This is a genomic window from Phyllobacterium sp. (assembly GCF_037994405.1).
Taxonomy (GTDB): domain Bacteria; phylum Pseudomonadota; class Alphaproteobacteria; order Rhizobiales; family Rhizobiaceae; genus Phyllobacterium.
On sequence record NZ_JBBNAN010000046.1, the window covers coordinates 1 to 12,580 of the forward strand.

Here is a 12,580-nt window from a genome sequence, read left to right on the forward strand (position 1 = left end):
GCTCTAAACGGCCGTGTGCGTCGCGCGGCTGAATGCAGCTTCGAAGTGGTTGATTGCCTTTTCGAATTTGTCGCGGCAGCCGGGATTGCAGAAGCCAACAACGGCTCCCTTGTACAGGGTGAGACTATCCTCCTTGACCGGATCGCCTGACCACGGGCAGGTGGTGTTGATCGCATTGCTTAGCTTAAGTTCCGACATTGTATGTCCTCCGTATTAAAATGTTTCAGACTGGCTCCACCTCGATATGGGTAAGGACGGAATTGGCGATGAAGCATTGTTCATGCGCCTCATGATGCATGTGCATCTCTGTCTCGCGGTCCGGCGACGTGCCAGCATAGGTCACGTGCGGCTTCAACGTCACGCGGCTGACATAAAGCTTGCCCCTGTCGTTCTTGGCGAGTTCGCCTTGGGCTGCGTCCCGGTATTCGTCGATGACGAAGCCCGCTTTCGCGGCGCCGGCCAGGAAGAACAGCATGTGACAGCTGGAAATCGAAGCGACGAAAGCCTCTTCCGGATCTACATTTTCCGGTGCTGAAAAGGGCACGCGGACAATATGCGGGGACGAGGAGGCCGGTACTTCCGCGCCGCCATCGAATTGCCAGACATGCGCCCGGCTGTACTTGTTGTCGATGAAGGCTGCACCTTCTGGCCGCGCCCATAGGACTGTCGCACCGAATGTCGTCATTGCTTTTTCCCGAATCTGATGTGCTGGCTGATTTGATCAACCGGAGCTTGTCAAAGCGTGCCGGAATTGTCGATAAGAGAGCGCGATAAAAGAATCGGCGAGGACATCATGGATCTGGGTATCAAGGGTAAGCGCGCCATTGTCTGCGCAAGTTCAAAAGGGCTTGGCCGCGGCGTAGCGGAAAAGCTGGCGGAAGCCGGTGTCGACCTGACGCTGAATGCGCGCACCGAGGAAACGTTGCGAGAGACGGCAAACGAGATTGCCGGCAGATATGGCGTCAAGGTTCAGATCGTTGCTGAAGATGTAACGACGGAAGCCGGACGCCAGGCGCTTTTCAAGGTTGAGCCACAGCCGGACATCCTGATCAATAATGCCGGCGGTCCGCCCGCCGGTGTCTGGTCCGACTGGGGCGAGGAAGAATGGCTGAAGGCAATCAACAACAATATGTTGACGCCAATCCTTTTGATGAATGCCATCCTGCCGGGCATGATCGAACGCAAATGGGGCAGAGTGGTCAACATCACCTCGGGTTCGGTCAAATCGCCGATCGCACAGCTTGGGCTGTCGAACGCGGCCCGCAGCGGTTTGACCGGCTTTGTCGCCGGTACAGCCCGTCAGGTGGCAAGACATGGCGTGATCATCAACAACCTGTTGCCAGGATCGCATGATACGGATCGCACCAAGGGTTTCATCGAGCGGACTGCGAAAGAGAAGGGCATTTCCATCGAGGAGGCGCGGGCCGAAGCCCATTCGAAAAACCCAACCGGACGTTATGGCACTGCAGAAGAATTCGGCGCAGCCGCAGCTTTCCTGTGCAGCCAGTACTCGGGCTTCATTGTCGGCCAGAATCTGCTGCTCGACGGCGGCGCGTTCAACTCAACGCTGGGATAACGGGATTTATAGGGGCGGGCAGTGATCAGCCGCCCTCACTCCGCGATAAAGCGGTAACCGACGCCTGGCTCGGTGCGGATGAATTGCGGATTGTTCGCATCGTCCTCGATTTTGGAGCGGAGCTGGCCGATAAACACACGCAAATATTGCAGATCTTCCACATGCGCCCCTCCCCAAACCGAGGCGAGGAGCTGGCGGTGCGTCACCACCATCCCCGCATGCAGCACGAGATGTACCAGCAGCTGGTATTCCTTGCGGGTCAGGTGCACTTCTTCGCTGTTGCGCGTGACAATGCGCTTGGTCATGTCGACGACAAGCCCGTTCGCCTCGAACCGTGACGGGACACTTGCACCGGCTGCTTTCTGGCGCAGTGCCGTGCGGACGCGCGCCAGCAACTCGCCGATCCCGAACGGCTTCTCGACATAATCATTGGCGCCGAGATCAAGCGAGGCGATCTTTTCGGTTTCGCGGTCGCGTGCCGACAGCACGATGATCGGCACTTCCGAAAATGCCCGGACCGTCTCGATCACTTCCTTGCCGTCCTTGTCGGGAAGGCCGAGGTCAAGAATGACGAGATCCGGCGCGCTGGTGGCGATCAGCCGTTCGGCTTCAGCGGCAGTCGAGGCAAGCAGCACTTCATAACCCGAAGCGGTAAGCGCTGGATTGAGGAAACGCTGGATCTGCGGCTCATCATCGACGACGAGGATACGATGCTGGTTCATGCTGTGCCATCATCCGGTTTGGCCACAGGAAGCCGGACGATAAACCGGGTTCCGCGCTTGCGAATGGCTGGGCTTTCCGCAGTTATCGTGCCGCCCATGGATTCGACGAAACCGCGGGCGATCGACAGGCCCAGGCCCGTGCCCGGCGCCCGGCCATCGCCTTTGACCCGCCGGTAGAATTTGTCGAAAATCTTGTCGAGATCCTTTTGCGCAATACCCTTGCCCTGGTCCGTGACGCTGATCGCGACTTCGGAATCGTCCTGCCTTGCATAAATGGCAATCGGACCATCACCGGCATATTTGGCGGCATTGTCGAGCAGATTGAACAGCACTTGGCCAAGCAGGGAAGGATCGCCACTGACGGCCGGAAGGTCGGGAGCAATGCTGATCTCGATAGCGATTTCCGGCTTCATTTTCTTCATGCGCTCGATCGACGAAACAATAACATCGGTGGCATCGACCGGGGCGTTCTTGACCTTCAGTGTGCCGGCTTCGATGCGGGTCATGTCGAAGAGGTTAGCGACGAAACGTGTGAGCCGCCCGGCCTCTTCCTCGATCGAAAGCAGGAGATCGTCGCGGCTATCCGGTTTGATGCGATCCCCAAGCTGACGCAAAGTGGTGACGGCGCCGGTGATCGATGCAAGCGGCGTCTTCAAATCGTGGGACAGCGAGGAGAACAGTGCAGTATGGAGCTTTTCGCTTTCCTGAAGCGCCGTGGTCTTGGCATTTTCGCGTACAAGCTGAGCACGATCAATTGCAATCGCAGTCTGATCGAGGATAGCGGTCAGCATGCGGTCCTCGTTCTCGTCAAGCGCCGCATGGTCCTGCATGAACAGGCCGAGTACGCCGGCAACACCATGCGACGTGAGAATGGGAAGAAATTGCCAGTCGATCTGCGGTAACGTCGCCGTGTCATGGCCGGCACGCTCGTTCTTCTCGAAAGCCCAGCGCACGGCAGTCATATCGGTGCCGTCAAGCGTCAGGTCCGGCGGCCATACGGTCTGCATCTGCAATTCGCCCTCATCCGGCAGCAAAATAGCGACGCCGGTGCCAAAGGTCGAATGCAGGTGTGTCGCAGTCGAAAACAACACATCGTCAAGACGTGCCGTTCCCGATAGTTTGCGAGAAAATTCGTACAGCGCCTGCGTATTCTTCGCCTGATTGCGCGAGCGGGCGGCCTGGTCGCGCAGGCGTCCGGCAAGATCACCGATCATCAAGGCAACAGCGAGAAAAATGACCAGGGAAAACAGCTGGTGCGGCTTGGCGATGCTCAGGTCATGCAACGGTTCGAGAAAGAAGAAATTGTAAAGAACAAAAGAAAGACCCGCGGCAATGACGGCAGAAAGCCGCCCGCTATACATCGCCGAAAGGATAACGGCGACAAGGAACAGCATCGACAGATTCTGGGGGTGGACGATATTGCTGGCGCCGAGGCCGAGCAGCGTCGTCACCCCCGTCGCCACCACCGGAATAGCAATTGCCGTCGCAAGCTCGAGCCGGGTACGCTTGCGCAGGGACGGCGGCAAATAGGGGGTGCCCTGTTCTTCGCCGGTAACGATATGCACGCCAATGTCCGTAAAGCGCTTGATGATCTCGTCGGGCAGGGAACGGCGGAATGGATTTGTAAATCGCCGCGATTTTGGACGTCCGACTACGATTTGGGTGACGTTTTCGCGCCGGGCAATACGGAAGATTTCCTCGACGAAATCCTGTGCGATGACCCGCCGTGTTTCAGCGCCCAGTCGTTCGGCCAGATCAAGCAATTCGTCGATGCGCTTGGTTGTTTCAGTTCCGGCATCATTCGTCTGGGTCAGCGAAACCACCAGCCAGCGCCCATTGAGCCCTGAGGCCAACCGGCTGGCGGTGCGTACCACCTTATCGGACAGGTTGTCGGGCCCGACACAAACGAGCAGACGTTCGCCGGTAGCCCAGGGGCCCTCGATAGCGTTCTGCCGCAACAGGTCGATCATCTGATCATCGACGCGGTCGGCCGTGCGCCGCAATGCCAATTCGCGCAGTGCCGTGAGGTTGGCTGGTTTGAAGAACCCTTCTGCCGCCCTTTCGGCATTGCCGGGCAGGTAAACCTTGCCCTCCTTCAACCGCGCAATCAGCTCCGCCGGCGGCAAATCGACCAGCTGGACGTCGTCGGCTCGCTTGAGCACGGTATCGGGTACAATCTCACGAACGGTAACCCCGGTGATGCTGGTCACAACATCGGAAAGACTCTCCAGGTGCTGGACATTCATGGCCGTCCAGACGTCGATACCGAGCCAGAGCAGCTCCTCAATGTCCTGGTAGCGCTTGGGGTGGCGGCTGCCCGGTACATTGGTATGGGCAAGCTCGTCGACGATGAGAATCTTCGGCTTGCGGGCGATTGCCGCATCGATGTCGAATTCTTCCAGTGACCGGTCGCGATATAGGACCTGCTTGCGCGGGATCACCTCGAGTCCATCCAGCAATTGCGCCGTCTCAGCACGGCCATGGGTTTCAGCAATACCTATGACGACATCTTCGCCGTCCTCTTTCATCCGCCGGGCCCGCAAAAGCATGGCATAGGTCTTGCCGACGCCGGGCGCCGCACCGAGAAACACGGTGAGCTTGCCACGCGATTCGCGCGTGGCAAGCTCCAGCAATTTATCGGGATCTGGTCGATTTTTTTGACCTTGATCGGCCATGTACGCCTCAAGCTTCTTATTCGGCCGGCGGATGAGGTGCCGGATGCGAGAACGTTTAACCCAGCTTCAATACAAATGCCAAGGATAGCTTGCAGTGCCGCTGTATTCGGCCTGCGACAGCGCATCTATTGACGGGAAGGGGCGGAATATGAAAAGTCCGGCCCAATCCAATACAGCAGGAATTGAGATCGTGATCCGTCATATTGTATTTTTCAGCGCTCGTAACCCGGAAGATGTCGAAGCAATCGCCGCTGGTCTGCGCCGGCTCGGCGACATCCCGCATTCAATGGTCTTCGAGGTAATGACGAACACGAAGACCGATCCAATTTCCGGTGAAATCGACGTTGTCGTTTACGGTGAATTCAAGGACGCCGAGGCACTTGCCGCCTACAAGGCGCACCCGATTTACAGCGAAACGACGGCGGTCGTCCGCCCGTTGCGTGAACTGCGCATCTCCGCCGATGTGGTGTCGACGCTGAGCTAGGGAATATCACAATTTGATCGCCCGCAGTCGTAGCGCATTGGCAATGACAGACACGGATGAAAGGCTCATGGCCGCTGCAGCCAGCATCGGTGAAAGCAGCAGGCCGAATACGGGATAGAGCACCCCTGCTGCAACCGGCACACCCAGCACATTGTAGATAAAGGCGAAGAACAGGTTCTGCTTGATGTTGCGGATGGTGGCGTCGGCAAGATGGCGGGCACGGACGATACCGTTGAGATCGCCCTTCACCAGTGTAATGCCAGCGCTTTCCATCGCTACATCGGCGCCCGTGCCCATGGCAATGCCGACATCGGCTGCCGCCAGTGCTGGCGAATCGTTGACGCCGTCACCGGCCATAGCGATCTTGGCGCCCTTGGCGCGCAATTCATCGACCAATTGTTTCTTGGCCTGAGGCAGCATGTCGGCGCGCACCTCGTCAATCCCGAGCTCGCGCGCAACTGCATGGGCGGTCACGGCATTGTCGCCCGTTGCCATGATGATCTTCAGCCCCGCTTCGTGCAGCAGGCGGATTGCCTCGGCTGTCGTCGCCTTGACGGGATCGGCGGCTGCGACGATACCCGCGGCTCTACCATCCACCGCGATGAACAGCGCACTTTTGCCCTGCGCGCGCAGCTCATCTGCCTTGCCGGTCAACGCGGTAACATCGGCACCGATATCCTGCATCATCGCCGTGTTGCCAAGCGCCACGGCCTTCCCGTTTACCTTGCCGGAGACGCCTTTGCCGGTTGCGGCCTCAAAATCTGCGGCATCGGACAAAGTGCGGTTGCGGGCCTTTGCACCTTCAACGATAGCCTCGGCCAGCGGATGTTCAGAACCCTTTTCGAGACTCGCAGCAAGCGTCAGCAATTGGTCTTCCGCGAAGCCGCCTTGTGCAACAATATCTGTAAGCTTTGGCTTACCTTCCGTGAGCGTGCCTGTCTTGTCGACGATCAGTGTATCGACTGCGGCGAAGCGTTCGAGGGCTTCGGCGTCCTTGATCAGGACGCCGGCATGTGCGCCACGACCGGTTGCCGTCATGATCGACATCGGTGTCGCAAGGCCGAGCGCACAGGGGCAAGCAATGATCAGTACGGAAACTGCGGCGACAAGGCCATAGATCATGCTCGGCTCGGGGCCGATAAGCGACCAGACCGCGAAGGCAATGATCGCAACAATGACCACGGTCGGGACGAAATAGCTAGAAGCGCGGTCCGCCAGGCCCTGGATCGGCGCGCGTGAGCGCTGTGCGGAGGCGACCATGCCGACGATTTGCGACAGGACAGTGTCAGCACCGACCCTCTCGGCCCGGATTAGCAGCGTGCCATTGCGATTGAGCGTGCCGGCCGTGACGGCGTCGTGTTCGGTCTTCTCGACAGGCAGAGCTTCGCCGGTGATCATCGATTCGTCAATGGAGGACCGCCCTTCCAGCACAATGCCATCCACGGGTATGCTGTCACCAGGCCGCACGCGCAGCTTGTCGCCAGCAACGACCTCGTCCAGTGGCACATCTGTTTCTGTTCCATCGTCAGCAATGCGGCGCGCCGTCTTGGGCGCGAGATCCAGCAGGGCGCGGATGGCAGAGCCCGTGCGCTCGCGCGCTTTCAACTCCAAGACCTGACCAAGGAAAACCAGCGTGACGATAACGGCCGCTGCCTCGAAATAGACCGGCACCGAACCGCCATGCATGCGGAAGGAGTGCGGGAATACATCAGGCGCGAGGGTTGCCACGACACTGAAGGCATAGGCCGTGCCGACGCCAAGGGCGATGAGTGTCCACATGTTCGCACTGCGATTGACGAAGGAGGCCCACGCCCGTTCGAAGAAGGGGACTGCTGCCCAGACGACAACTGGCGTTGCGAGCGCGAATTCCAGCCAGGCGGCACGGTTTTCGCCAATCCATTCACGTACCGGCAGACCGAGCATCGGTCCCATCGTGATCAGGAGTAATGGAACCGAGCAGACTGCGCTGATCCACAAGCGACGTGTGAAGTCGACGAGTTCGGGGTTCGGGCCCTCGTCACCAGTTGGTATACCCATGGGCTCCAGCGCCATGCCACAAATCGGGCATGAGCCAGGACGATCCCTGACGATTTCCGGATGCATGGGACAGGTATATTGCGTTCCGACTGGCATCGCTTTTTGTGCCGGTCGGTCACCCAGATGATCCTGCGGTGCCTTCTCGAATTTTGTCATGCAGCTTGCCGAGCAAAAATAGTAATTCTCACCCTCGCGACGCAGGAAATGCTCCGCACTCGCCCGGTCGACCTTCATGCCGCAAACAGGATCGATTGCCTCCAGATAAGCGTCCGGATCTTTTCTGAACTTGCTCTGGCAGCCGGACGAACAGAAGTGGAACAGGCGTCCGCCATGCTCGGCTGTGGGCTTGCCGGCCTCCGGGTCGACCATCATCCCGCACACCGGATCACGCACAACGCCGGTTGGCGCGGGCCGATCCCCATTGCTGTCGGCGTGGTGATGATCGTGTTTCATGTTTGCGCACTCTGTTAAGGGACCAGATAGTGCACACAAGGTAGTCCTTCCAGGTACTGGAAGGTCAAGGCCTTCACGGGAACATTGTTGCCCGCGCAAAAAATCCCGGCAGTTTGCCGGGCTTTCAATCGCTTTTGGGAAGATGCGGAGCGCGTTCAGCCCGCCTGACTTACCTCTGCTTCCGTGCTCAACTGGCCAGCTTCCCAGCCGAGGATCGCACGTTTGCGGGTGAGACCCCAGTGGTAGCCGGTGAGTGCGCCGGATTTGCCGACCGCACGATGGCAGGGCACGACAAACGAGACCGGATTGGCGCCGACCGCGGCACCGACAGCCCGCGACGCATTGGGTGAACCGATATCGGCCGCAATATCCGAATAAGCGACGCATTTACCCATCGGGATCTTGAGCAGCGCTTCCCACACACGCAGCTGGAAATCCGTGCCGATGGTCACCACCTTAAGCGGCCGGTCTGCACGCCACTCGGCCGGGTTGAAGATTCGGGCAGCATAGGGGGCGGTCGCAGCGAGATCTTCGACATAGGTGGCATTAGGCCAGCGTGACGTCATATCGGAAAGCGCTTCCCGCTCCTTGCCGGAATCGGCGAAGGCAAGGCCTGCCAGCCCGCGATCCGTCACCATAATCAGAGCCAGTCCAAACGGCGAAATGAGAAAGCCGTAGCGGATGGTAAGGCCAGCACCGCGGGTCTTGTAGTCGCCCGGCGACATGCCTTCATGGGTGACGAAGAGGTCATGCAGACGGCTCGGACCGGAAAGCCCCGTCTCATAGGCTGTTTCGAGCAGCGGCATTCCTTCGTCGAGCAGACGGCGTGCATGGTCGATTGTCACCGCCTGCAGGAAACCTTTCGGCGAAAGGCCAGCCCAGCGGGTAAACAGCTTCTGCAGGGCGGTGGGTGTCAGTCCGGTATCGCGGGCCAGCGTCTCAAGCGACGGCTGATCGCGATAATCCTTGCTGATACGCTCGATGATATGGCTGACGATTGCATAATCGTCGCCGGTCGGAGTGATGTCTTTCTGAACAATGGCCTGTGGTTTCATGAGCTTTACCTCTCTATTGAGGATATTTGACCACTCACCAGCCGCTTCTGCCACCCGATTCTTGCAAGCATGGAAACTAGCGGCCCTTGGCTGTCGCGAGCGCCATTTGGAACGCCATGGCAAAGCTCTCGCGATCATCCGGATTGAGGAAGGAACCAATGGCCACGGCCTTTCCCTGCCCCTCAACGAGCATCGACGTGATGCCAATTTCCGCGTGTCGGGAGACGCTGAACCGCGTCCAGAAGGGGTTGAACTCATGGAGCTTTGTGCGGCCGGTGGCACCGACCTGGCGGATTTGCAGAGCTATCCGCGAAACGCTCACCTCTTCATGTACCTTTCCTGACGCGTAGTTCATGCGGAAGGCGATGTAGACGATCAGGACATCGAGACCGAAAAAGCCGAAAACCGGCCAGGCGCCGATAGACAGGAAGAACAGACCCGTTAGAAAACTGCTGACACCGAGCGTGCCCATCAGGATGAGAAAGCCTGTCTGACCCAGCGACCGGTGTGGCACGAGAAGCGCGCGGAAGATTTCTTCCTCGTTGATGGCCGCTGGGTCGATCGGATTCATTGTTTGGCTCATAACGTTTAAGTATAGAGGGAGCATGGAAAATCCCAAGCGTAAAATTGATCAGATTGATGTGAGCATCGCCAAGCCAGCGAAGGTACGGAACGTTACCGGTACGCGCTATGCCGCCGCGGAAATCCATGAAATCTTCCGGCGGTTTTCGATCCAGCGCCCCGAACCGAAGGGTGAACTGGAGCACATAAATCCCTTTACGCTGCTGGTCGCCGTCGTGCTTTCGGCTCAGGCAACCGACGTCGGCGTGAACAAGGCGACGCGAGCTTTGTTCAAGGTGGCCGATACACCGGCAAAAATGCTGGCTTTGGGCGAAGCCAAAGTCGGCGACTACATCCGCACCATTGGCCTTTGGCGCAATAAGGCGAAGAATGTCATCGCTCTTTCCCAAGCGCTGATCGACCAATATGACAGTGTGGTTCCTGACGATCGCGATGAACTGGTCAAGCTGCCGGGCGTTGGCCGCAAGACCGCAAACGTCGTGCTCAGCATGGCGTTCGGTCAATCAACCATGGCGGTAGACACCCATATCTTCCGGATCGGCAACCGGCTCGGGCTTGCGCCAGGCAAGACGCCGGAAGAGGTGGAGGCCCGGTTGATGAAGGTCATTCCGTCCGAATATCTCTACCATGCGCACCATTGGCTGATTTTACATGGCCGATATATCTGCAAGGCACGCACACCCGATTGCGCCGCCTGCGTCATTGCCGACATCTGCAAGGCCGCGGAAAAGACATCGGAGATACCGGCACCGCTCGTCCCGCTCCCGCCGCAGGCGGTCCAGGCACGTTAAGCTTTCGGGTCCTGACCCCAGGCTGCGGCAGCCGGCGTAAGTTAGCGCGACGAACCGCGCGATCGTCGTCTGCGGGTCAGCCACTTTGAACTTTTGTGATTCAATAGGTCTCGGGCGAAGCTCAAATCCAGGGCAATCGCGACAGATCAAGCTGACAAAAGAAGCTGATGATCGTCACTCTTCTGCAAATCGTACGGAGAATTGTCGATATCGGTTTTTTTCCTGTCCAGTTGTGCTTGACACTCCCACGCGAACGCCTTAAACGACCGCTCACGCCGGACAAATTGTTCGGTACGAAAGTGCGCGGGTGTAGCTCAGTTGGTTAGAGTGCCGGCCTGTCACGCCGGAGGTCGCGGGTTCGAGCCCCGTCACTCGCGCCACTTTTCCCTCAAGTAGTTCAGTAACATATTTGCTCCTGAGAAAGTGTCGCACCGACACGCTCATTTGCTTGTTCCGCCTGATCTCGACCTTCCTATCTCGATATGGTCCGAGGGCATTTGCGACGCCTACTTTGTCCAATCCGCTGTTTTTGGAAGTGTTAATGCAATGTAGGCTGTACAATAGCCGCAGAAGCACTATGCCTCAGCTGGAACAGGCTGGACGTATGACGAGGATCGGAGCAGCAGGATGGGCACGTTTATTGACAAGATGAGTGGGCCGGTCGGAACAGGTTATTTCCGGTGTAAAAGCGGGCAAAGCCATGGCGATGCGCGATACCTGAAAAAGCATGGGGGATGCTCCGTTGGCCTTCTTCCCATCATCCTCGCCCTGACAATGGTGATATCGATATCCGGATATTGGCCTGCTCTGGCAGGCGCTTGCAGTAGTATGGCTGCCCCCGGCCTGGATTGGAGCGAATGCACCAAGAAAAACCTTGTCATTCCGGGCAGTGAACTGGAGGGGGCCAATCTCTTCAATGCTGACTTGGCGCAGACTGATCTGAGCAGTTCAAATCTTAGGTCCGCAAACCTGGAAGAAGCCACACTGGTGCGCGCATCATTCGCCGGCGCAAAAGCTGAAAAAGCAAACTTTGCCAAGGTTGAAGCTTACCGGTCCAATTTTGAGAACGCTGCAGCTGACGGGGCCTCCTTCGCCAATGCAGAACTGCAGCGCGCCAACTTCAGCGGAGCCCAGCTTAAAGGCGCGAATTTCGAAAAAGCTGAGCTTGGGCGGGCCAATTTCGACAAAGCAGACTTGAAGGACGTCCGGTTCTCGCTTGCAAATCTGTCGCGTGCTGACCTGCGTACGGCAAAAATTGATGGGCCGATCGTGTTTGACCGTGCATTTATGTTCCTCACCAGAATAGAGGGCGTGGATCTATCAGCAGCACAGGGGCTGCAGCAGGCGCAGATCGATCTTGCCTGCGGTGATGCCAAGACAAAGCTGCCATTGGGATTGTCCGCACCCGCCGGCTGGCCGTGCCAATCCGAGTGAGCCAGTTCTGATACCCATGTCAGCTCCGCCGCACCTGCCAAGCGAGGTGAGCAAGCGCTCCGCCGACGCTGATCAGCTGAATTCCGAGCAGTAGTCCGACGAGCCACAGCGCTGTTACAGGCAGGCTTGCCCACAGCACCAGGGAGAGCAGGATGCCGACCAAACCGCTAGCTAATATCCAGCCCCAATTGGGAAATGGGCGAATAGTGAGCGCAAAGACAATCTTTGAGATGCCTTCTATCATGAAGAAGACGATCAGGAGGAGTGTGACCGTCAGCAGGCCTTGAGCCGGATCGCGCAGGAAGAGAAAGCCGATAAGCAGAGCAAGGATAACGGAAATGAGTTGCAGCCAATAATGTGGCACGTGCCGAGCTCCAAACAGGCTGATGCCCTGCGCTATGCCGCTGATGATGAGAAGCCAACCCAGCAGAATGATGACTGCAACGGATGAAAGGACGGGATAGAGGATCGCCAGAATCCCGGCTGCGACGAGCACCAATCCTTGAATAAGATACCACAGCGAGTACCGCTTGACCGTTTCGCGCATGGCCTCACGGAAAACCTCCGCGGCCGCATCCAATGACATTGCCATGATCCTCTCCACCTTTCTCACCGCAAGAAGACACTTGGGGTGACGCTATTGTCACGCCTTGAAAGACCTGACATCAATCATGATTCTGGCAGGTCCGGCGTGCAAGTACGTAACGGTAACACGGCCAGCCCGATCTGAAACTGTTTCGTCCAGCGGCACCCGATGGTACCAAACCATAT

At 58.1% G+C, this 12,580-nt stretch carries 12 protein-coding genes and 1 tRNA gene; 5 read left to right on the forward strand and 8 right to left on the reverse strand.

Annotated features, from left to right (window positions below; translation table 11 throughout):
* Positions 1 to 3 precede the first annotated feature (3 nt).
* A complete protein-coding gene (locus AAAC48_RS03140; RefSeq protein WP_340652775.1) occupies positions 4 to 198 on the reverse strand; it encodes a glutathione S-transferase in 195 nt (64 codons plus the stop codon).
* 25 nt (positions 199 to 223) lie between these two features.
* Positions 224 to 685, reverse strand: a complete 462-nt coding sequence (locus tag AAAC48_RS03145; protein ID WP_340652776.1) for an OsmC family protein — start codon at positions 683 to 685, stop codon at positions 224 to 226.
* A 108-nt stretch (positions 686 to 793) separates the two neighbouring features.
* Here AAAC48_RS03145 and AAAC48_RS03150 point away from each other — a divergent pair, with 108 nt between their 5' ends.
* Positions 794 to 1,576 (forward strand): SDR family oxidoreductase, encoded by a 783-nt coding sequence (locus AAAC48_RS03150; RefSeq protein WP_340652777.1) that lies wholly within the window; start codon positions 794 to 796, stop codon positions 1,574 to 1,576.
* Between the two features lie 35 nt (positions 1,577 to 1,611).
* Here the strand turns inward: AAAC48_RS03150 and AAAC48_RS03155 are convergent, their stop codons facing one another.
* Together AAAC48_RS03155 and AAAC48_RS03160 are read right to left on the reverse strand one after the other, a co-directional pair.
* Positions 1,612 to 2,298, reverse strand: a complete 687-nt coding sequence (locus tag AAAC48_RS03155; RefSeq protein ID WP_340652778.1) for a response regulator — start codon at positions 2,296 to 2,298, stop codon at positions 1,612 to 1,614.
* On the reverse strand, positions 2,295 to 4,973 hold the full coding sequence (locus tag AAAC48_RS03160) for a sensor histidine kinase KdpD (RefSeq protein WP_340652779.1): 2,679 nt from the start codon (positions 4,971 to 4,973) through the stop codon (positions 2,295 to 2,297). The genes AAAC48_RS03155 and AAAC48_RS03160 overlap by 4 nt, the downstream gene beginning before the upstream one ends.
* 190 nt (positions 4,974 to 5,163) lie before the next feature.
* Here AAAC48_RS03160 and AAAC48_RS03165 point away from each other — a divergent pair, with 190 nt between their 5' ends.
* Entirely contained in the window at positions 5,164 to 5,457 is a 294-nt protein-coding gene (locus AAAC48_RS03165; protein ID WP_340652780.1) for a Dabb family protein, read from the forward strand.
* Between the two features lie 6 nt (positions 5,458 to 5,463).
* Here the strand turns inward: AAAC48_RS03165 and AAAC48_RS03170 are convergent, their stop codons facing one another.
* The 3 genes from AAAC48_RS03170 to AAAC48_RS03180 form a co-directional block, all read right to left on the reverse strand.
* Positions 5,464 to 7,947, reverse strand: coding sequence for a heavy metal translocating P-type ATPase (locus AAAC48_RS03170; RefSeq protein ID WP_340652781.1), 2,484 nt, complete (start codon positions 7,945 to 7,947; stop codon positions 5,464 to 5,466).
* Positions 7,948 to 8,102: 155 nt separating this feature from the next.
* Positions 8,103 to 9,002 carry a bifunctional helix-turn-helix domain-containing protein/methylated-DNA--[protein]-cysteine S-methyltransferase gene (locus tag AAAC48_RS03175; protein ID WP_340652782.1) on the reverse strand — a complete coding sequence of 300 codons (900 nt, stop codon included), beginning with the start codon at positions 9,000 to 9,002 and terminating at the stop codon, positions 8,103 to 8,105.
* Between the two features lie 76 nt (positions 9,003 to 9,078).
* Positions 9,079 to 9,573, reverse strand: coding sequence for a DUF2244 domain-containing protein (locus AAAC48_RS03180; protein ID WP_340652783.1), 495 nt, complete (start codon positions 9,571 to 9,573; stop codon positions 9,079 to 9,081).
* A 34-nt stretch (positions 9,574 to 9,607) separates the two neighbouring features.
* Between AAAC48_RS03180 and nth the strand changes: the two genes are divergently transcribed.
* The 3 genes from nth to AAAC48_RS03195 all read left to right on the forward strand — a co-directional run bounded on the left by nth (position 9,608) and on the right by AAAC48_RS03195 (position 11,809).
* A complete protein-coding gene (gene nth, locus AAAC48_RS03185; RefSeq protein ID WP_340652784.1) occupies positions 9,608 to 10,375 on the forward strand; it encodes an endonuclease III in 768 nt (255 codons plus the stop codon).
* Between the two features lie 303 nt (positions 10,376 to 10,678).
* Positions 10,679 to 10,755: transfer RNA gene (locus AAAC48_RS03190), tRNA-Asp, on the forward strand.
* A 394-nt stretch (positions 10,756 to 11,149) separates the two neighbouring features.
* Complete coding sequence (locus tag AAAC48_RS03195) at positions 11,150 to 11,809, forward strand: pentapeptide repeat-containing protein (RefSeq protein WP_340652786.1); 660 nt, start codon at positions 11,150 to 11,152, stop codon at positions 11,807 to 11,809.
* Positions 11,810 to 11,828: 19 nt separating this feature from the next.
* On the opposite strand, the gene AAAC48_RS03200 is transcribed toward AAAC48_RS03195, so the two are convergent.
* Entirely contained in the window at positions 11,829 to 12,401 is a 573-nt protein-coding gene (locus tag AAAC48_RS03200; RefSeq protein WP_340652785.1) for an HdeD family acid-resistance protein, read from the reverse strand.
* Positions 12,402 to 12,580: the final 179 nt, after the last annotated feature.